General features: G+C 69.3%; 16 protein-coding genes and 1 pseudogene. 9 read left to right on the plus strand and 8 right to left on the minus strand.

Annotation, left to right across the window (positions count from 1 at the left end):
• Nucleotides 1–145 precede the first annotated feature (145 nt).
• Nucleotides 146–1,450 carry an ABC transporter substrate-binding protein gene (locus ABGB18_RS00120; protein WP_347693169.1) on the plus strand — a complete coding sequence of 435 codons (1,305 nt, stop codon included), beginning with the start codon at nt 146–148 and terminating at the stop codon, nt 1,448–1,450.
• Between the two features lie 82 nt (nt 1,451–1,532).
• Here the strand turns inward: ABGB18_RS00120 and ABGB18_RS00125 are convergent, their stop codons facing one another.
• Nucleotides 1,533–2,375 carry a hypothetical protein gene (locus tag ABGB18_RS00125; RefSeq protein WP_347693170.1) on the minus strand — a complete coding sequence of 281 codons (843 nt, stop codon included), beginning with the start codon at nt 2,373–2,375 and terminating at the stop codon, nt 1,533–1,535.
• Between the two features lie 188 nt (nt 2,376–2,563).
• Here ABGB18_RS00125 and ABGB18_RS00130 point away from each other — a divergent pair, with 188 nt between their 5' ends.
• Nucleotides 2,564–3,856 carry an ABC transporter substrate-binding protein gene (locus ABGB18_RS00130; RefSeq protein WP_347693171.1) on the plus strand — a complete coding sequence of 431 codons (1,293 nt, stop codon included), beginning with the start codon at nt 2,564–2,566 and terminating at the stop codon, nt 3,854–3,856.
• A 60-nt stretch (nt 3,857–3,916) separates the two neighbouring features.
• Here the strand turns inward: ABGB18_RS00130 and ABGB18_RS00135 are convergent, their stop codons facing one another.
• From ABGB18_RS00135 to ABGB18_RS00160, 6 genes are all read right to left on the minus strand, one after another.
• On the minus strand, nt 3,917–4,318 hold the full coding sequence (locus ABGB18_RS00135; RefSeq protein ID WP_347693172.1) for a hypothetical protein: 402 nt from the start codon (nt 4,316–4,318) through the stop codon (nt 3,917–3,919).
• Between the two features lie 58 nt (nt 4,319–4,376).
• A complete protein-coding gene (locus ABGB18_RS00140) occupies nt 4,377–5,132 on the minus strand; it encodes an ABC transporter ATP-binding protein (protein WP_347694274.1) in 756 nt (251 codons plus the stop codon).
• Nucleotides 5,133–5,158: 26 nt separating this feature from the next.
• Nucleotides 5,159–6,082 carry an ABC transporter ATP-binding protein gene (locus ABGB18_RS00145; protein WP_347694275.1) on the minus strand — a complete coding sequence of 308 codons (924 nt, stop codon included), beginning with the start codon at nt 6,080–6,082 and terminating at the stop codon, nt 5,159–5,161.
• Nucleotides 6,083–6,086: 4 nt separating this feature from the next.
• Nucleotides 6,087–7,073 carry a branched-chain amino acid ABC transporter permease gene (locus tag ABGB18_RS00150; protein ID WP_347693173.1) on the minus strand — a complete coding sequence of 329 codons (987 nt, stop codon included), beginning with the start codon at nt 7,071–7,073 and terminating at the stop codon, nt 6,087–6,089.
• A gap of 13 nt (nt 7,074–7,086) precedes the next feature.
• Nucleotides 7,087–8,373, minus strand: coding sequence for a branched-chain amino acid ABC transporter permease (locus tag ABGB18_RS00155; RefSeq protein WP_347693174.1), 1,287 nt, complete (start codon nt 8,371–8,373; stop codon nt 7,087–7,089).
• A gap of 406 nt (nt 8,374–8,779) precedes the next feature.
• A complete protein-coding gene (locus ABGB18_RS00160; RefSeq protein ID WP_347694276.1) occupies nt 8,780–9,151 on the minus strand; it encodes a hotdog fold thioesterase in 372 nt (123 codons plus the stop codon).
• Between the two features lie 128 nt (nt 9,152–9,279).
• Here ABGB18_RS00160 and polA point away from each other — a divergent pair, with 128 nt between their 5' ends.
• From polA to ABGB18_RS00190, 6 genes are all read left to right on the plus strand, one after another.
• Nucleotides 9,280–11,970 carry a DNA polymerase I gene (polA, locus tag ABGB18_RS00165; protein ID WP_347693175.1) on the plus strand — a complete coding sequence of 897 codons (2,691 nt, stop codon included), beginning with the start codon at nt 9,280–9,282 and terminating at the stop codon, nt 11,968–11,970.
• A gap of 211 nt (nt 11,971–12,181) precedes the next feature.
• Nucleotides 12,182–13,246 carry a polysaccharide deacetylase family protein gene (locus ABGB18_RS00170; protein ID WP_347693176.1) on the plus strand — a complete coding sequence of 355 codons (1,065 nt, stop codon included), beginning with the start codon at nt 12,182–12,184 and terminating at the stop codon, nt 13,244–13,246.
• Between the two features lie 192 nt (nt 13,247–13,438).
• Nucleotides 13,439–14,923 carry a 30S ribosomal protein S1 gene (rpsA, locus tag ABGB18_RS00175; RefSeq protein ID WP_347693177.1) on the plus strand — a complete coding sequence of 495 codons (1,485 nt, stop codon included), beginning with the start codon at nt 13,439–13,441 and terminating at the stop codon, nt 14,921–14,923.
• Between the two features lie 222 nt (nt 14,924–15,145).
• The gene (locus ABGB18_RS00180) at nt 15,146–16,279 is read left to right on the plus strand and encodes an epoxide hydrolase family protein (RefSeq protein ID WP_347693178.1); all 1,134 of its coding nucleotides are present in this window, start codon (nt 15,146–15,148) and stop codon (nt 16,277–16,279) included.
• Between the two features lie 106 nt (nt 16,280–16,385).
• Nucleotides 16,386–18,086: an alpha/beta hydrolase gene (locus tag ABGB18_RS00185; RefSeq protein ID WP_347693179.1), complete on the plus strand. Its 1,701-nt coding sequence runs from the start codon at nt 16,386–16,388 to the stop codon at nt 18,084–18,086.
• A 10-nt stretch (nt 18,087–18,096) separates the two neighbouring features.
• Entirely contained in the window at nt 18,097–18,570 is a 474-nt protein-coding gene (locus tag ABGB18_RS00190; protein ID WP_347693180.1) for a GNAT family N-acetyltransferase, read from the plus strand.
• 442 nt (nt 18,571–19,012) lie between these two features.
• Here the strand turns inward: ABGB18_RS00190 and ABGB18_RS00195 are convergent.
• Nucleotides 19,013–19,144 (minus strand): annotated as a pseudogene (locus ABGB18_RS00195) (Clp protease N-terminal domain-containing protein); the annotation flags it as partial.
• Nucleotides 19,145–19,174: 30 nt separating this feature from the next.
• Here ABGB18_RS00195 and coaE point away from each other — a divergent pair.
• Nucleotides 19,175–19,777 (plus strand): dephospho-CoA kinase, encoded by a 603-nt coding sequence (coaE, locus tag ABGB18_RS00200; RefSeq protein ID WP_347693181.1) that lies wholly within the window; start codon nt 19,175–19,177, stop codon nt 19,775–19,777.
• The last annotated feature ends 54 nt before the right edge of the window (nt 19,778–19,831 follow it).

Consider the following 19,831-nt stretch of genomic DNA (forward strand, 5'->3'; position numbering starts at 1 on the left):
CCCATAACTATGCGTGTTTGGGACATTACGAATCTGCATAAATGACGCGTAAGAACTCCCCACTTCCTCCCCAAGGAGGCATGCTGAGCTCGGAAAACCCGGCGAAGGAGATCGTCCCTTCGTTGAGATTGGGGGAGTTCGTTTTATGATCCGCATTGCTCCAGCGGGGCGCGTACTGGCCGTGGCGGCCGTCGCGAGCCTGGCCCTGACGGCTTGTGGCGGCGGCGACGGCGGCGAGACGGCCGCGCAGCAGCAGACCGGGTCGGCGGCGCCGTCCTCGGCTGCCCCGCCGGCGGCGAAGGGCGACGGCACCCTGACCATCGGCACGGTGCTGCCGCAGACCGGTTCGCTGGCCTTCCTCGGCCCGCCCGAATTCGCCGGTGTCGACCAGGCCATCAAGGAGATCAACGAGGCCGGCGGCGTGCTCGGCAAGCCGGTCAACAAGATCCACACCGACTCCGGCGACACGACCACCAACATCGCCTCCCAGTCGGTGGACAAGCTGCTCGCGCAGGGTGCCGACGCCATCGTCGGCGCCGCCTCCTCGTCGGTGTCCGAGTCGATCGTCGACAAGATCACCGGTGCGGGCGTGGTGCAGTTCTCGCCGGCCAACACCTCCGACAGCTTCACCACGATCAAGGACAACGGGCTCTACTTCCGTACCGCGCCGCCGGACAAGCTGCAGGGCCGCGTGCTCGGCGACCTGATCGCGGGCGACGGCAACGACACCGTCGGGATCCTCGCCATGCAGGACTCCTACGGCTCCGGCCTGGCCAGCCAGGTCTCCGCGACGGCCGAGGCGGCCGGCGCCACGATCGTGGAGCGAGTGGACTACGACCCCAAGGCCGCCGAGTTCTCGGCCGACGTGGCCAAGATCAAGGCGAAGAACCCGAAGGCCATCGTGCTGATCGGCTTCGAGGAGACCTCCAAGGTCATCCAGGAGCTGGTCAAGCAGGGCCTGACCGCCGACAAGCACCAGTGGTACATGGTGGACGGCAACATGTCGAACACCAATTACCAGGACATGCCCAAGGGCACGCTCAAGGGGGTCAAGGGCACGATCCCCGGCGCCGCGGCCCCCGAGGACTTCAGGAAGAAGCTCCTGGAGATCAACCCCGAGCTCGAGGACTACACCTACGCCGCCGAGTCGTACGACGCGGCCAACCTGATCGCGCTGGCCGCCGAGGCCGCCAAGAGCGACGCGCCCGGCGACGTGGCGGGCAAGCTGATGGAGGTCAGCAAGGGCGGCGAGAAGTGCAAGGACTTCAAGACCTGCGTCGACCTGCTGAAGGGCGGCAAGGACTTCGACTACGACGGTCTCAGCGGCCCGGTCGAGTTCAACGAGGCCGGTGACCCGGCCGTCGCCACCATCGGCGTCTACCAGTACGGCGACAACAACCAGTACCCCGGCAAGGCGCTGGAGTACCGAACCGGCAACATCGCGGGCTGACCCGCCACGACGGCCTGACCCGCTCAAGCATCCGCCCCGGTGCCCGCCCGGCACCGGGGCGGCGGCGTGTCCGGCGGGCTCCTCAGCCGCCCAGGCCGCACACCCGCAGCGCGTAGTCGATGAGGCGATCTTGCAGCGGCTTGGGCGGCGCCACGATGACCACGCGCTCCTCGCCACCGTCGACGCTCGCCCGCACGGGGAACAGGAAGGCCTTCTTGGCCTCGGCGAACGCGTGCGGGTCGCAACGCCCGGGAGTGAGCTCGATCGGCACCTCCAGCCGCTGCCGGTCGGCCGCCAGCACGCCCAGGGGCCGCCGTTCGGGCGTGACGATGTAGTGGGTGGTGCCGCCCATGTCGGTCAGCGTCACCGCGCCGCGCCCACGCCGGGTGACCACCAGGTCGCCCCGCATGACCTTGCCCGACTCCGTCCACGCCGGGCCGAACTCCAGGCTCACCGCCTGCTTGATCAGATATTCCGAGCATTCGTCACGCAGCAGCCTGGCCAGCAGCGGGTCCGGATGCGGCACCTTGAAGACCACCTCGTACGGCTGCTCGGACCCGGTTCGCACGTGGGCCACGACCGTGGCGGGGCTCACCTCGGGCAGGCCCTTGGGGGAGCAGACGGCGGCTCCGTACGTGATGGGCAGGTCCGTGCGCTCGGTCTTCCTGATGAGGGCGTCGGCCCTTTGCGCGGGCAGTGTTTTGAAAGATGGCGTGACGAGCTGGACGTCGGCGAAATACACCGGCGTCTCACTGGTATTGCGGACCGCCACCTGCAACGCGTGCACGGGCTCATCGGAACGCCATTGCGCCAGTGAGACGGATAGGCCCGCGGGCGGCACGGCAGGCGGTGGTGAAGGTGCTTCGGAGGTCCCGCAACCGGTGATGAGGACGGCCATCACGAAGGGCAGGGTAATACGCTTCACCTGTCGCAGATTAAGGTCCTTACGCAGCTCCCGTAAGTTGAGGACTGATTACGACTCCGCATCCAAGTGCCGACAGTTCCACACCGGACCTGGTTGGACCGCTCAGCGATTTTGTACGTTTCCGTCATTCGATCGGGAACAGTCGGCGGCGCTGACGGATCCCGGCCTGGAAATGAAGGAGACACTTCATGATCCGCATTGCTCCCGTGGGACGGGCGCTGGCTGTCGTGGCTGCCACCAGCCTGGCCCTGACAGCCTGCGGCGGTGGCGGCGACACCGCCACGCAGTCCTCCCCAAGCGCGGCGCCCGCCTCGTCGGCACCCGCGGCGAAGGGCGACGGCACCCTCACCCTCGGCACGCTCCTCCCCCAGACCGGTTCGCTCGCCTTCCTCGGCCCGCCCGAATTCGCGGGCGTCAACCTCGCGCTCAAGGAGATCAACGAGGCCGGGGGCGTGCTGGGCAAGCCCGTGGTCAAGTACGACACGGACTCGGGTGACACCACGACCAACATCGCTTCGCAGTCGGTCGACAAGTTGCTCGCGCAGAAGGCCGACGCCATCATCGGCGCCGCGTCCTCGTCGGTGTCGGAGTCGGTGATCGACAAGATCACGGGAGCGGGCGTCATTCACTTCTCTCCGGCCAACACCTCCGACAAGTTCACCACGATCGAGGACAAGGGTCTCTACTTCCGTACGTCCCCGCCGGACAAGCTGCAGGGCCGCGTCCTGGGTGACCTCGTGGTGTCCGACGGCAACGACACGGTCGGCATCATGGCGATGTCGGACTCCTACGGCTCGGGCCTGGCCGACCAGGTTGCGAAGACGGTCACGGACGGGGGCGGCGAAGTGGTCGCCCGCGTCGACTACGACCCGAAGGCCGCCGACTTCTCCGCCGACATCGCCAAGATCAAGGCGGCGAACCCCAAGGGCATCGTGCTGATCGGCTTCGAGGAGACGGCGAAGGTCGTGCAGGAGCTGGTCAAGCAGGGCCTGCCGGCCAGCAAGCACAAGTGGTACATGGTGGACGGCAACACCTCCAACACCAACTACGTGGACATGACCAAGGGCACGCTCGACGGCGTCAAGGGCACGATCCCGGGTGCCGCCGCCCCCGAGGAGTTCCAGAAGAAGCTCCTGGCCGTCGACCCCGCGCTCGAGGACTTCAGCTACGCCCCCGAGTCGTACGACGCGGCCAACCTGATCGCGCTGGCCGCCGAGGCCGCCAAGAGCGACGCGGGCACCGACATCGCCGGAAAGCTGATGGAGGTCAGCAAGGGCGGCGAGAAGTGCAACGACTTCAAGGCCTGCGTCGACCTGCTGAAGGCCGGCAAGGACATCGACTACGAGGGCGTCAGCGGCCCGGTCGAGTTCAACGAGGCCGGTGACCCGGCCGTCGCCACCATCGGCATCTACCAGTACGGCAGCGACAACAAGTACGCCACCAAGGCGCTCGAGTACCGCACCGGCAACATCGACGGCTAGTCCGTCACCCGAAGGGCCCGGTCCACCCGGACCGGGCCCTGCCCTTGCGCACCGGCGTTCCTATTCGCACGCGGCGCGGATCTTGTCGGCCGCCGCCCGGTACTGCTTGAGGAGCGTCACCTGCCGATCCCGCGGCACGTCGCTCTTCGCCAGCCCCGCCGTGGCCGTCTCGACCTGCGCGACCGCTCCCTTCGCCGAGGCGGGCAGCCGGTCGCCGAACTGCAGCGTGATCCCGCGCGCCTCCGCCAGGCGGCCGAGCACGGCGTCCTCGAAATACTGCTGGTCCTCCTGGCCTCGCGGCTTCAGCATGAGGTCGGCGTACCCGATGGCCGAGACGACGCGGGCGCACGGGCTGTCGGTGGGGTCGCCGCCTGTGCTGTAGCGGGCGGCCGAGGAGGCGTTCTCCTGGCAGCCGAGGAGCAGGACGGGCAACATGAGCGCAACTGCCGTCGAACGTTTCACACCGCTCATTAAAGGACGGAGAAGGGGCCCGAGGGGAGCCCCTTCTCCGTCTCGTGATCTACGCCTTGGCCAGCGTGCCCAGGTAGAGCTCGATGACCTTGGGGTCGTTGGCGAGCTGGCGCCCGGTGCCGGTGTAGGCGTTGCGGCCCTGGTCCAGGACGTAGCCGCGGTGGCAGATCTGCAGGCAGCGGCGCGCGTTCTGCTCCACCATGATCACTGTCACGCCCGCCTTGTTGATCTGCTGGGCCTGGATGAACACCAGGTCCTGCAGCTTGGGCGACAGCCCCGCCGACGGCTCGTCGAGCAGCAGCACGGAGGGTTCGGTCATGAGCGCCCTGGCCATGGCCACCATCTGCCGCTCACCACCGGACAGGGAGCCGGCGCGCTGCTTACGCCGCTCCTTGAGCGCGGGGAACAGCTCGGCGACGAACTCGAAGCGCTCCTTGAACTTCCCCGGCACCTGGAAGGCGCCCATTTCGAGGTTCTCCTCGATGGTGAGGCTGGGGAAGACGTTGTTGGTCTGCGGCACGTAGCCGACGCCGCGGGCCACCAGCGTGTGCGCCTTCATGTTGGTGATGTTCTCGCCCTTGAGCAGCACCGTGCCACTGCGGATGTTGACCAGCCCGAACATGGCCTTGAGCAGCGTCGACTTGCCGGCGCCGTTGGGGCCGATGATGCCGATCAGCTCGCCCTCTTTGACGTAGAGGTCGGAGCCGTTGAGGATGTTGACGCCCGGCAGGTAACCGGCGATCAGCTCGTCGCAGCGCAGCACGGCGTCCGCCGCGCCCGCCAGGTGGGCGGTGCGGTCGGTGATGGCCGCCTGGGACTCGGGGACGGCGTTCACTTCTGCGTCTCCTCCTCGATCTCGGCCTCGAGCGCCGCCTCGGCGTCGTGCAACTGGGCCTCCAGCTCACCCTCCGACAGCGGGGCGTCGTGATGCGCGCCCAGGTAGGCGTCGATCACGCGCTCGTCGGACATGATCGTCTCCGGCGGGCCCTCGGCGATGACCGAGCCCTGCGCCATGACGATCACCCAGTCGCTGATGTCGCGGACCATGTCCATGTCGTGCTCCACGAACAGGACCGTCATGCCCTGCTCGCGCAGGTCCTTGACGTGGCCGAGCAGCGACTGCGTCAGCGCCGGGTTGACGCCGGCCATCGGCTCGTCGAGCATGACCAGCTCCGGCTGCACCATGAGCGCGCGGGCCATCTCCAGCAGCTTGCGCTGGCCGCCCGACAGCGATCCGGCGAAGTCGTCGCGCTTGGCGTCGAGCTTGAACCGGACCAGCAGTTCCTCGGCCCGCTCGGTGATCTCGTCCTCCTGGCGGCGCCAGAAGGCGGGCACGAGGGCTGCCCAGAAGCTCTCGCCCAGCTGTTTCTGGGCGCCCAGGCGCATGTTCTCCAGCACCGTGAGCCGCGACAGCGCCTTGGTGAGCTGGAAGGTGCGCACCATGCCGGAGCGTGCGACCTTGTGCGCGGGCACGCCGTTCATGGACCGCCCGTTGAACCTCCAGGTGCCCGAGTCGGCCGTGTCGAAGCCGGTGAGCTGGTTGAAGAACGTGGTCTTGCCCGCTCCGTTGGGGCCGATCAGGGCGGTGATGGAGCCGCGCTGGATCTCCACGTGGTTGACGTCGACGGCGGTCAGGCCGCCGAAGCGGCGCACCACGTTGTCCGCCACCAGGATGGGGTCCGGCTTGGGTACGCCGGGGTCGCGGGCGAGGTCCTTGAAGGCCGCCAGAGCCGTGGCCTTGGGGCTGGGGGTCATCGTGTCATCGCGCATCGATGGCGATCTCCCTCTTGTCACCGAAGATGCCCTGTGGCCGGAGAACGAGCAACAGGATGAAGCCTAGACCAACCAGGGCGTAACGGATGGGGCCCACCTGGATGGTGGTCATGAAGGGGATGTATCCGTTGGACACCAGCTCGGCCAGCGTGTTGCCGATGAAGACGAACAGCACCCAGAAGATCATCGCGCCGACGACCGGGCCGAAGACGCGGGCGGCGCCGCCCAGGATGACGATGGTGTAGGCGAAGAACGTCATCTCGGTGCCGAACACGTCGGGCTGCACGGCGCCGTTGTAGAGGCCGTAGAGGAAGCCGCCGAAGCAACCGATGATGCCGCCCAGCGTCAGTGACTGCAGCTTGTAGGAGAAGACGCTCTTGCCGAGGGCGCGCACGGCGTCCTCGTCCTCGCGGATCGCCTTGAGCACGCGGCCCCACGGGCTCTTCATGAGCAGGTAGACGAGCAGGCAGCTCAGCAGCAGGACGATCCAGCCGACCGTCAGGAACCACATCGTGCGCTCGTCCCAGCCGAACGGGCCGATGCCGTAACGGCCGGTCGGGTAGGGGTTCATGGCGTAGAAGTCGGTGTTGAAGCCGCGCCGGCCGTCGGAGCCGCCGAAGATGTCCTTGAAGTAGACCGAGCGGAAGATGAGCCGGATGATCTCGGCCGCGGCGATCGTCACGATCGCCAGGTAGTCGGCGCGCAGTTGCAGCGTCGGGATGCCCATCAGGAGCGCCAGGAGCGCCGCGGCCGCCAGGCCCACCACGATGCCGAACCAGAACGGCAGGTTCAGGACGACGACCGTGACGGCCATGCCGTACCCGGCCACGGCCATGAACGCCGCCTGGCCGAAGTTGAGCAGTCCTGTGTAGCCGAAGTGGATGTTGACGCCGATCGCGGCGAGGCCGTACACCACGGTCTCCCAGCCGATGGCGGCGTGGACGGTGGTGGTGAGAATCGTGAGCCAGTCCATGTGATACCCCCCGTCAGCCGATCCGCTCGCGGCGGCCCAAGATGCCCTGCGGCCGGAAGAGAAGCACGATGATGAGGACGGCCAGCGCCCCGACGGACTTCAGCTCCGGCGGTATCCACAGGGTGGACACCTGGATGAACACGCCCACCACGAGCGAGCCGACCAGGGCGCCGAACGCCGTGCCGAGCCCGCCGAGCGTGACGCCCGCGAAGATGAGCAGCAGGATGTCCTGGCCCATGGTGAACTTCAGCGACTGCGACACCCCGAGCATGATGCCGGCCAGTGCGGCGATGGCGGCGCCGACGGTCCAGATGGTGCGGATGACCCGGTCGACATTGATGCCGGAGGAGGCGGCCAGGGCCGGGTTGTCGGACACGGCGCGTGCCGCCTTGCCGGTGCGGGTCTTCATCAGGGCCAGGCCCACGACGATGAGCACCGCGAGCTCGATGCCCATGGCCCAGAAGTTCTTCGGCGCGGCGCTGATCGGGCCGACCACGATGCCGGCCTGGGTGTTGTAGTCGGTGAAGTTCTCGTTCTGGGCGCCGAAGAAGAACTGGATGAGGTTGCGCAGCAGGATGGCCACGCCGATCGAGATGATCATCATGGCGATCACGCCGGTGCCGCGCTTGCGGAGCTGGCCCCAGAACAGGCGGTCCTGCCCGTATCCCAGCGCGCCCGAGACGATCACGGCCAGGATCGCGGCGGGGATCAACTGGATGCCGAAGCCGACGTTGAAGGCGTAGGCGATGACCGCGCCGAGCGTGATCAGCTCGCCGTGGGCGAAGTTGGTCAACCCGGTCGTGCCGTAGATCAGCGAGAGGCCGAGCGCGGCGAGCGCGATGATCAGGCCCAGGTTGATGCCCTCGAAGGTGAGCTGGGCGGCCTGCTCCCAGAACGTGCTCTGGCCGGTGTCCGCGGGCGGCTGGCCCGCGGCGGCCTTGGGCTGGAGCGCGAACAGGACCGTGGAGCAGTTGCCCTCGAAGACTGTGGGCGTGCGGACGTTGTTGCCGCCGCGGATCTCCGAGTTCTGGGGGAGAGTGCTGGCGTCCAGGGTCACCTTGTATTTGCCCGGGTCTTCAACCTGAACGTCCCACGCGCCCTGCGCGTTACTTGTGACCTCCTTGATGGGTTGTCCGCTCTCGGTGGTCACAGAGATCTTGGCGCCGTTCACTGGCTGGCCTTGGAGTTTGAGTGTTCCCCTCAAGCCCTGGCAGTCGGCGGGCCCCGCATGGGCGGGTCCGGCGAGCAGGAAGATGAGTCCACCCAGGAAGGCCGTGAACGCGATCACGGCTCTGCGCAATGGTGCTCCCTCAAGTAGGTCAAGGCGGGGTGGTGACCCCTCCATCTCGACACGCGCGCATCGCAGGCACAACTGGGATGCAATGGCGGGAGCTTATTCTGGAGCCGCCCGTTTCAGTATCGTTCGTCACCAATTAGTGACAAGTGCGTGTCACTCATGTGAGGAATCAACGACCCTGGTCAGGGGCTAAATCGGGCGAGACGCCTGGCGTTTTGGGGAAACGACTCTGTAACGATTGACAAAAGTTATGGCGAGCCCGCGGGGTGGCCTTTGGGGCCATGTAGGGCTTCCCCGGCCGTACACGTTTTCTACTGGGCCTCCCCGCGGGCTCTGTATCAGACCACCGTAGCGACCTCTGGGGGGCGCGCGCAAAGGCTCGAGTAAAGTGCCTTGTGGAAGCCTTGGTTCAGCGGTCGCGCAACATGCAGGTGAGGCGAGAGGTGCAAACGCGCCGCCCCTGCTCGTCGGTGATCTCGATTTCGTACGTCGCCAGCGTGCGTCCCCCGTGCACCCTGGTCGCCACCCCGGTCACGTGACCGGAGGTCGCCGAGCGGTGATGGGTGGCGTTGATCTCGATGCCCACGGCGATGCGCTCGGAGCCCGCGTGGATGGCGGCCCCCACGGAGCCCAGCGTCTCGGCGAGCGCCACCGAGGCGCCGCCGTGCAGCAGGCCGTAGGGCTGGGTGTTGCCCTCGACCGGCATGCGGCCCACGACCCGCTCGGGTCCCGCTTCGACGAACTCGATGCCCAGGCGGTCGGCGAGCGTGCCCTCGTGCATGCCGGCGTACACGGACAGGTCCAGCGGGCGGCCCATGGGACTTTCCGGGGGTTTGGTCTCTGTCAAAGGGGCGTCTCCACTCTTCCGAGCTCAGGTTTTCTGTCGTTGACGCAGACTAGGCTGCGTGTGTGCCGAAGAGTGAAGTGACCCCCAGCCGCCCGTGCTTGCTGCTGCTTGACGGGCATTCCCTGGCCTATCGCGCGTTCTACGCGCTCAAGGACGCCAACCTGATGACCACCGACGGTCAGCATACCGAGGCGGTCTACGGGTTCACCTCGATGCTGACCAACGTCCTGCGCGACGAGCAGCCGTCCCACGTGGCGGTGGCCTTCGACAGGTCGGAGCCGACCTTCCGCCATGAGGCCTACTCCGACTACAAGGCCAACAGGAGCGAGACGCCCGAGGACTTCCGCGGTCAGATGCAGCTCATCTTCGAGCTGCTCGACACCTTGCGTGTCCCGCGCCTGTCCAAGGCCGGCTTCGAGGCCGACGACCTCATCGCCACGCTCGCCACCCGGGCCGCCGAGCAGGAGATGAACGTCCTGATCGTCACCGGCGACCGCGACGCGCTGCAGCTCGTCAACGAGCGCGTCACGGTCCTGATGACGCGGCGCGGCATCAGCGACATGACCCGGTTCACCCCCGAGGTGGTCGAGGAGAAATACGGCCTGACCCCGGCGCAATACCCGGACTTCGCCGCCCTGCGCGGCGACCCCAGCGACAACCTGCTGAGCATCCCCAGCGTGGGGGAGAAGACGGCCGCCAAGTGGGTGCGCGAGTTCGGCTCGCTGACCGCGCTGGTCGACCGGGTCGACGAGGTCAAGGGCAAGGTCGGCGACAAGCTGCGCGAGCACGTCGCCCAGGTGCTGATGAACCGGCGGCTGACCGAGCTGCTCCGCGACGTCCCCGTCGAGGTCGAGCCGGCCGACCTCAAGCAGGGCACCTGGGACCGCGAGGAGATCAACAAGCTTTTCGACACCCTGCAGATCCGCGGCGAGCTGCGCGAGCGCGTGTTCAAGGTGCTCGGCACCGGCGAGCTGGAGCCCGAGCAGGGCTTCGAGGTCGAGACCGTGATCCTCGGCCCCGACCGGGTGGGCGGCTGGCTGGCCGCGCTGCCCGAGGGCCGCGCCGGGCTCGCCTTCAAGGGCTCCTACGGCAGCGGCACCGGGCGCATCGAGGGCATCGCCGTCGCGTCCCCCGACGGCACGGCCGCCCACATCGACCCCGTCAAGCTCACCGAGAGCGACGAGGCGGCCCTGCGGGCCTGGCTGGGCGACGACACCAAGCCCAAGGCCGTCCACGACGCCAAGGGGTCCATCCTGGCCCTGTGGGCGCAGGGCATGGAGCTGCACGGCCTGAGCTGTGACACCGCGCTGGCGGCCTACCTGGCCATGCCGGGGCAGCGCACCTTCGCGCTGGAGGACCTCGCCCGGCGCTACCTCAACCGCGACCTGCGGGCCGAGGAGGAGTCCAACGGGCAGGCGGCGCTGTTCGGCGACGACGAGGACGCGCCGGCCAAGGATCTCGCGCTGCGCGCCCACGCGGTGCGCGAGCTGGCCGACTCCCTGGAGACCTTCCTGGCCGGGCGCGGCGGCACCCAGTTGCTGACCGACGTGGAGCTGCCGCTGCTGGCCGTGCTGGCCGAGATGGAGCGCGCGGGCATCGCCGTCGACGGCGAATTTTTCGCGGGCCTGGAGGCCGAGTTCGGCGCCGGGGTCAAGCACGCCGTGGAGGAGGCGCACCGCTCGGTCGGGGAGCAGTTCAACCTCGGCTCGCCCAAGCAGCTCCAGGAGATCCTCTTCACCCGGCTCAACCTGCCCAAGACGAAGAAGATCAAGACCGGCTACAGCACCGACGCAGACCAGCTCGCCTGGCTGGCCACCCAGACCGAGCACGAGCTGCCGACGATCATGCTGCGCCACCGTGACCAGCAGAAGCTGCGCACCACGGTGGAGGGGCTGATCAAGGAGATCGCCGACGACCGGCGCATCCACACCACGTTCAACCAGATCATCGCCGCCACCGGCCGGCTCTCCTCGGAGAAGCCCAACCTGCAGAACATCCCGATCCGCACCGCCGAGGGCCGCCGGATCCGGCAGGGCTTCGTGGTCGGCGAGGGCTACGAGACGCTGCTGACGGCCGACTACAGCCAGATCGAGCTGCGCATCATGGCCCACCTGTCCGGCGACGAGTCGCTCATCGACGCCTTCGCCTCCGGCCACGACTTCCACCAGGCCACCGCGGCCAGGGTGTTCGACCTGCCGCCCGAGCAGATCGACGGCGAGCTGCGGGCCCGGATCAAGGCGATGAACTACGGGCTGGCCTACGGCCTGTCCGACTTCGGGCTGTCGGGGCAGCTCAACATCCCGGTGGCCGAGGCGCGGGCGCTGAAGGAGGAATACTTCACCGAGTTCGGCGGCGTGCGCGACTTCCTGCAGGCCATCGTGCAGCAGGCGCGCAGCGACGGCTACACCGAGACGATCATGGGGCGCCGCCGCTACCTGCCCGACCTCACCAGCGACAACCGGCAGCGCCGCGAGATGGCCGAGCGCATGGCGCTCAACGCCCCGATCCAGGGCTCGGCCGCCGACATCATCAAGGTCGCCATGCTCCACGTCTTCCGGGCGATCCGCGAGGCGGGGCTGGCCTCCCGGATGCTGCTGCAGGTCCACGACGAGCTGGTGTTCGAGGTGGCACCGGGCGAGCTGGAGGCGCTCAAGGAGCTCGTCCGCGACCAGATGAACGCCGCCTACCACCTGCGCGTGCCCCTGGAGGTCTCGGTGGGCGTCGGCCGCACCTGGGAGGACGCCGGCCACTGACCCCGGCCTTGTCCGGGGTCCCGCTCGCCGGGCCCGCCTCGGTCCGACCGGTCGGGAGTCCGGTGAATCCAGGGCCGGCCGTCTCGGGATTGGTTGGGGTGCTTGGTGGATTTGGGTGGGTCGCGGGGGTGGGTCGCGTATTACCCTCTGAGCATCCTTTTGCCGAGCGGCCGGGGGCATCGTGCGGAGACCAGCGTCCCTCACACGGATCGTGGGCGTCGCGAACGTCGTGGTGGTGATGGCCGCCGTGGTCGGGCTGGCCTTCATGCCGGCGGGCAACCGGCCGCACACCATGGCGAAGGACATCGCAATGGTGGAGACCACCCCCGCGCCGCCCGCCGTGACCCCGGTCGGCCTGCCGCCCGGGGTGGTGTCCACGCCCGAGTTCGCCCGGCAGGTGCACGCCAACGAGGCGGGGCTGGTGCCGGTGCTGATGTACCACCGGATCCTGGCCAAGCCGGTCGCCTCCATCGACCGGACCCCGGCGCAGTTACGGCGGGAGCTGGAGACGCTGGCCGATCAGGGCTACGTGCCGATCACGGCCAGGGAGTTCGCCATCGGCGACATCCGGGTGCCGGCGGGCAGGTTCCCGGTGGTGCTGACGTTCGACGACGGGCATCCGAGCCAGTTCGCGCTGGACGCGAGCGGCAACCCCGTGCCCGGCACGGCCGTGGCCGTCATCCAGGAGGTCGCCGCCCGGCACCCGGACTTCCGGCCGGTCGCCACGTTCTGGATCACCAGGGAGCCGTTCGGGCTGGTCGACGCGGAGTCCCAGAAGACCGCCGTGCGCTGGCTGGTGGATCACGGCTACGAGGTGGCCAACCACACCTGGAGCCACCCCGATCTGCGGGCGATCAAGCGCAAGCGGGTGCGCGAGCAGATCGTCCGGCTCGAACGGTTGCTCAAGCACCTCGGCGTGCCCTCCTCCAGGACCCTGGCCCTGCCGTACGGGTCCCTGCCCCGGAACAAGAAGGACGCCCGCGTCGGATCATGGGACGGAACCCGTTATGATTTCGCGGGCGTGTTCCTCGCCGGGGCCGAGCCTTCCCTTTCGCCCTACGCGAAAAAATTCGACCGGGGCGCGATCCAGCGGATCCAGAGCAACGGGAAGAAGGGTGAGTGCCGCGAGTGGTGCTCGCAACACTGGCTGGAGTGGCTGCACAAGCACCCTGGTGAGCGGTATGTCTCGGACGGGGATCCGGACCGGATCTCCATCCCGGGGAAACTGCGGGGTAATATCGTCGCCAAGCGAGGGCTCCAGGTCATCGCGTATTGACTCCTCCCCGGATTGACCCCGTGGCGAAGGTCTCATATGCTGATCGCTGCGCTGTGGGCTCGCGCGCGCCTCAGACGGAGCGGGCTCGCGCTCGGTCACGTCGATGTCGTACTTCCTCGGCTTGATGCGGACGAGGGCCTGCCGCGCATCCGCCACATCGACATCCTGTCCGCGTTCGGAGCAATTCCACACATGACGTCCAGCACTGAGGCCACCTCGAGCACCCCGCAGGTAGCGGTCAACGACATCGGGTCCGAGGAAGCCTTCCTCGCAGCGATCGACGAGACCATCAAATACTTCAACGACGGCGACATCGTCGAGGGCACCGTCGTCAAGGTCGATCGAGACGAGGTCCTTCTCGATATCGGCTACAAGACCGAGGGTGTCATCCCCTCGCGTGAGCTTTCGATCAAGCACGATGTCGACCCTGCTGACGTCGTGGAGGTCGGGGAACACGTCGAGGCTCTCGTTCTCCAGAAGGAGGACAAGGAGGGCCGCCTGATCCTGTCCAAGAAGCGCGCTCAGTACGAGCGCGCCTGGGGCACGATCGAGAAGATCAAGGACGAGGACGGCATCGTCACCGGCACCGTCATCGAGGTCGTCAAGGGTGGTCTCATCCTCGACATCGGCCTGCGCGGCTTCCTCCCGGCGTCCCTGGTCGAGATGCGCCGTGTCCGCGACCTGCAGCCGTACGTCGGCCGCGAGCTCGAGGCGAAGATCATTGAGCTCGACAAGAACCGCAACAACGTGGTTCTGTCGCGCCGCGCCTGGCTTGAGCAGACGCAGTCCGAGGTGCGCCAGACGTTCCTCAACACCCTGCAGAAGGGCCAGGTCCGCAAGGGCGTCGTGTCCTCGATCGTCAACTTCGGTGCGTTCGTGGACCTCGGCGGCGTCGACGGTCTGGTGCACGTGTCCGAGCTGTCCTGGAAGCACATCGACCACCCGTCCGAGGTCGTCGAGGTGGGCCAGGAGGTCACGGTCGAGGTTCTCGACGTGGACATGGAGCGCGAGCGCGTCTCCCTGTCGCTCAAGGCCACCCAGGAAGACCCGTGGCAGCAGTTCGCCCGCACCCACCAGATCGGCCAGGTCGTGCCGGGCCGGGTCACCAAGCTGGTGCCGTTCGGTGCGTTCGTCCGGGTCGAGGAGGGCATCGAGGGTCTGGTCCACATCTCCGAGCTGGCCGAGCGCCACGTGGAGATCCCGGAGCAGGTCGTCCAGGTCGGCGACGAGATCTTCGTGAAGATCATCGACATCGACCTCGACCGGCGCCGGATCAGCCTGTCGCTCAAGCAGGCCAACGAGGGTGTCGGGACCGAGGTGGAGTTCGACCCGACCCTCTACGGCATGGCGGCCACCTACGACGACCAGGGCAACTACATCTACCCCGAGGGCTTCGACCCGGAGACCGGGGAGTGGCTCGAGGGCTTCGACCGGCAGCGCGAGGAGTGGGAGCGGCAGTACGCCGAGGCCCAGCAGCGCTTCGAGGCCCACAGGAAGCAGATCGAAGAGGCCCGCAAGGCCGAGGCGGAGGCCGGCGAGGCCGCTCCCTCGTCCTACAGCGGCGAGACGCAGACGCAGGCCGCCGGTGGCTCCTCGTCCGCTCCCGCCAGCGGTGCGCTCGCCTCTGACGAGGCCCTCGCGGCGCTGCGCGAGAAGCTCGCCGGAGGTCAGAGCTGAGACCGTAGGCTGATGCCCTGGGGCAGAGCCGAGCATACGGAAGGCCCCGCACCCGTTGTGGTGCGGGGCCTTCCGTATGCCTGAGGGACGGATGGACCCTTTCGCATGCCCGGGGGGTTGATAGGGCTTTTCCCATGCCCGAGAGACTGATCGGGCCTTTCGCCTGGCCGATGCGGGCTAATGCGGAAGGGAGCTTGCCGCATTGGCCCCTACGTTCGGGGCATGAACGAGATCAAGCCGTTTCGCATCGAGATCCCCCAGGCCGACCTGGACGACCTGCGCGAGCGCCTGCGGCGGACCCGATGGGCGCGGCAGTTGCCGGGCGGGTGGGACCGCGGCGTGCCGGCCGCCTACCTGCGGGAGCTGGCCGGATACTGGGCCGAGGGGTTCGACTGGCGCAAGCAGGAGGCCGAGCTCAACGACTTCGAGCAGTACACCACCGACATCGACGGGCAGCGCATCCACTTCCTGCACGTGCGCTCGCCGGAGCCGGGCGCGCTGCCGCTGATCATGACACACAGCTGGCCGAACTCCTTCGCCGAGTTCCGCCACGTCATCGGGCCGCTCGCCGACCCGCGCGGGCACGGGCTCGACCCCTCCGTGGCCTTCCACGTCGTGGCCCCCTCCCTGCCCGGCTTCGGGTTCTCGCCGTTCCCCGAACCTCCGGACGAGCGGCCCTGGAGCATCGAACGGGTGGCACGCACGTGGGCCGAGCTGATGCGCCGGCTCGGCTACGAGCGGTACGGCGCCCAGGGCAACGACGCCGGGGCGCTGGTCACCCCGCGGCTGGCGGTGCTGGACAGCGAGCACGTGATCGGCTCGGCCATCACGGCCGGGCTCGGCATCCCCACCGGGAAGCCGGGCGAACTCGACGGGGCGAGCGAGGAGGACCTGGCCCTGCTGGCGGACATGTCGGGCCGGATGACGGGCGGCAGTGGCTACGGGCCCTACCTGGCCGGCCGGCCGCAGACGCTCGCGTACGGGTTCGCGGACTCGCCCGTGGCGCAGCTCGCCTACCTGGTGGAGCGGTTCAAGGAGTTCGACGGCTGGGGATCGGGGGCCGAGCCGATCGATCGGGACCTGGTGCTGGCCAACGCCGGCCTCTACTGGCTCACCGGCACCGGCGGGTCGTCGTCGTGGCCGTACTACGAGGGGGCGGCCGGGCTGCCCGCCGACCAGCGCGTGGTGCCGACCGGGGTGACGCACGGCGGGCCGGCCGTCATGCGGCGCATCGCCGAGCGGAACAACGACATCGTGTACTGGGGAGAGGCGCACAGCCCGAGCCACATGGTGGCCATGGCGGCGCCGGACTCTCTGGTGGCGGGTATACGCGCATTTTTCCAGCTTGTTCGCTGAGCGGGCGGCAGATTTTACCCGGGACCGCTACGATCCCACCGCCCGCCGGACCCGTCGCTGACAGACTGACCTGCGCTGTTGGCGCGTGAGTGGCGGGGGGCGATGCATGAGCGTGGTTCGGCGGGTGCTCTGGACACTGGCCGCCACGGCGGCGACCGTCTCCGCCGGCATGCCTGACGCCGCCTCCGTGGTAACGGACCACGCCGCCTCCGTGGTAACGGACCACGCCGCCTCCGTGGTTACGGACAGGGCCGCCTCGGTGGTTACGGGCAGCGCTGCCTCCGTGGGTCGGGACTATGTGGTCGCGGCGGCTCCGGAGCGGCAGGGGATCGGCTGGTGGGACTGCGGCGACGGGCTCCAGTGCGGCAGGCTGTCCGTGCCGGTCGACTGGGCCAGGCCGGGTGGGCCGCGTACCGAGATCGATGTCGCCCGGATGCCCGCCCGGGACCCCCGGCACAGCCTCGGAGCCCTGGTGGTGAACACCGGGGGCGAGTCGACCGTGCAGGACGTGCGGGCCCGGCCCGGCACCGTGAGCGAGCTGACGCGGTGGTTCGACGTGGTGCTCGTCGAGGCGCGCGGGATCGGCGACCGGGGGAGCGCGGTCACGGTGCGGTGCGCGGTGGCGGCCCCCGACCCGCGGCGGCTGTTCGCCGCGGGACCGGCTGTGTGGCACGCATACGCCCGCGACAACGCGGCTTATGCCCGGAGTTGCCGGACCGCCGCCGGGCCCGTCTACGAGGGGCTCACGTCCTGGCAGGTGGCACACGACCTCGATGCCCTCCGCGCCGCGCTGGGCGAACCCCGGCTGCGCTACTTCGGCAACTCCTACGGAGCCGTGTACGGGCAGGCGTACCTGGAGCTGTTCCCCCGCCGGGCCGGGCGGACGTACCTGGAAGGGGTGCCCGACCACGCCGAGCCCGGCCTGGGACGGCGGCTGATCACCCACGCGCGGGCGGCGGAGCGGCAGCTCCACCGATTCCGCGACTGGTGCCGGAACCGGATGGGGTGCCCGCTCCACGACGACGACGCCGTGACGGCGCTCGACGGCCTGCTCAAGCGCGCGCCGCTGTCGGCCGGACCGGCGCGTACGGTGGACGACCGGCAGCTCGTGGCCGCCGTGACGGCCGGGCTGGTGCCACAGCGCTGGCCGGAGCTGGCACGGGCCCTGTCGGCGGCCAGGGTGGGCGACGCGAGCGGACTGGCCACGCTGGCCGCGGCCACGGCACCCACGCCGCCGGCCATGGCACCTGCGCCACCGGGCAGGGCATCCGCCTCACCAGCCACATCGCCCGCGCTGCCAGGCATATCGCCCGCGCTGCCAGGCGCGGCATCCGCGCCACCAGGCACGGTGACGCGGGTCCTGGGGTGTCACGACTTCATGCCCGTCGTGCCCGATTACCGGCGTTTCCTGGTCCTGGAGTCGCGGCTGCGGTCCGTGGCCCCGCGGGTGGGGTGGCTGAGCGGCCGGGCCGAGATCGCCCGCTGCCTGGGGCTGCCGGCCCCGGCACCGAGCTGGCGTCCGCATCCCCCGGCCGCCGGGCAGCGCCGTTCGGTGCTGATCGGGATCGGGCGGCTGGACACCGTGACCCCGCCCGCCGGCGCGGCTCACGTGGCCCGGGGGATCCCGGGGGCGGCGGTGCTGTGGCACGGCGACGGGCACGGCGCCTACCTGCAGCAGGGCGTCGGCAGGCTGCGCGCGACCTGCCTGCGCGCCCACGTGCACCGCTATCTCGTCAACGGCGCGCTGCCCGAGCGCGGCACCGCCTGCCCCGGGGTGCTGACGGCGGCCCTGGACCCGCGGATGTAGGGTGCTGCCCGTGGCGATCGAGCGGGCGGTGGCGCAGGACGCGGGGGAGATCCTCACCCTGCAACGGGCGGCCTACGTGGCAGAGGCGCAACTCTACGGCGACCCCTACATCCCGCCGCTCGTCGAGTCACTGGAGCAGCTCCGCAAGACCGTCGAGACCGCCGTCGTGCTCAAGGCGCTCGACGGCGGCCGGATCGTCGGGTCGGTGCGCGGGCGGCTGTCCGGCACGACGTGCCTGGTCGGCCGGCTCGTCGTGGCGCCCGACCGTCAGGGGCAGGGCGTCGGCACGGCCCTGCTGCGGGCCCTGCACGAGGCGGTGCCGGAGGCGGAGGCGTTCGACCTGTTCACGGGGCACCTGTCGGAGGGGAATCTGCGGCTCTATCGTCGCCTGGGCTACCGGGAGACGCACCGCGAGCGGATGGACGACCACCTGACGCTGATCTACCTGCGTAGGCAGCCAGATCGATCCCCTCCTCCGCGATGATCACGGCGCGGGCCATGTCGTCGTCGACCCAGTTCCAGCCCCAGCGCCACTCCGAGCCCGTCAGATGGTCGGCGTTCAGCCGGTCGAGCATCGCCTGCAGGGCGGCCGCGCGTACGACGATCTGGTGGTTGCCCCGCCACGGCACGTGCTCGGGAGGAGCGACCGGCGGCACCGGCACGCCCCGCGCCCGCAGCGCCGCCACCGTCTCGGCCGGGTCCAGGCCGAAGGCGTGCAGCGGCGTCGGCCCCCGGTCCAGGTCGGTGTGGAAGGCCAGGGCGAGGAGCCAGTGCTCCGGTGCCGCGTCCTGGTGGCCGCCGGCGAGCGCCAGGGCGGTGGCCATCCCGTACAGCTTGTAGAAGGCCGGGGTGGCGAACCCACCGGCCCCGTGACCTGGTTTGGTGTGGTGCGGCAGGCATTTGAGCGCGTGCGCGTGGTCGAGCCCCGCCTCGGACAGCACCCGGGCGGCGAGCGAGTCACCGTCGAGCAGGGCGAGCACGATGTGCGCCGGCCCCACCCAGTCGTCCCCGGCCGCCGCGGCCTGTTCGTGCGCGGCCCGTACGATCCTGGTCGTCATGAATTGATGATGACCCCGTAGGCTTCTGCCGTGTTGAAGATTGGGCTCACCGGCGGGATCGGATCAGGCAAGAGCGAGGCGTCCAGGCGGCTGGCCGCCCGGGGCGCCGTGGTGATCGACGCCGACAAGATCGCGCGTGAGGTGGTCGAGCCCGGTACGCCCGGTCTGGCCCGGGTGGTGGCCGTGTTCGGGGAGGAGGTGCTCCACCCGGACGGCTCCCTCAACCGGGAGAAGCTCGGCTCCATCGTGTTCGCCGACCCCGACCGGCTCGCGGCGCTCAACGCGATCGTGCATCCGCTGGTGGGGGAGCGGGTGGCCGAGCTGCAGGGGCGGGCCGCCGCCGACGCCATCGTGGTCTACGACGTGCCCCTGCTGGCGGAGAACAAGCTGGCCCCGATGTACGACGTGGTCATCGTCGTGGACGCGCCCGACGAGGTGCGCATCCGCAGGCTGGCCGAGCACCGGGGGATGCCGGAGGCCGACGCCAAGGCCCGCATCGCCGCCCAGGCCGGCCGGGAGGACCGGCTGGCCGTGGCCGACATCGTGATCCCGAACGAGGGCTCGCTGGCGGAGCTGGACGACCGGGTGGCCGAGGTGTGGGAGGAGCTGGAGCGGCGGGCGGCCCGCATCTGACGGGCCCGCCGCCCGCGGCCATCGGGGAGCTCGCCGGGGCGGGCGGGAGGGGTC

The sequence above is a fragment of the Nonomuraea sp. B12E4 genome (genome assembly GCF_039871825.1).
Lineage (GTDB): Bacteria > Actinomycetota > Actinomycetes > Streptosporangiales > Streptosporangiaceae > Nonomuraea.

Coding starts and splice junctions, on each gene's coding strand:
- ABGB18_RS00120 (WP_347693169.1), top strand. CDS start 146: ATGATCCGCATTGCTCCAGCGGGGCGCGTACTGGCCGTGGCGGCCGTC.
- ABGB18_RS00130 (WP_347693171.1), top strand. CDS start 2,564: ATGATCCGCATTGCTCCCGTGGGACGGGCGCTGGCTGTCGTGGCTGCC.
- ABGB18_RS00145 (WP_347694275.1), bottom strand. CDS start 6,082: ATGACCCCCAGCCCCAAGGCCACGGCTCTGGCGGCCTTCAAGGACCTC.
- ABGB18_RS00150 (WP_347693173.1), bottom strand. CDS start 7,073: ATGGACTGGCTCACGATTCTCACCACCACCGTCCACGCCGCCATCGGC.
- ABGB18_RS00160 (WP_347694276.1), bottom strand. CDS start 9,151: ATGCACGAGGGCACGCTCGCCGACCGCCTGGGCATCGAGTTCGTCGAA.
- rpsA (WP_347693177.1), top strand. CDS start 13,439: ATGACGTCCAGCACTGAGGCCACCTCGAGCACCCCGCAGGTAGCGGTC.
- ABGB18_RS00180 (WP_347693178.1), top strand. CDS start 15,146: ATGAACGAGATCAAGCCGTTTCGCATCGAGATCCCCCAGGCCGACCTG.
- ABGB18_RS00185 (WP_347693179.1), top strand. CDS start 16,386: ATGAGCGTGGTTCGGCGGGTGCTCTGGACACTGGCCGCCACGGCGGCG.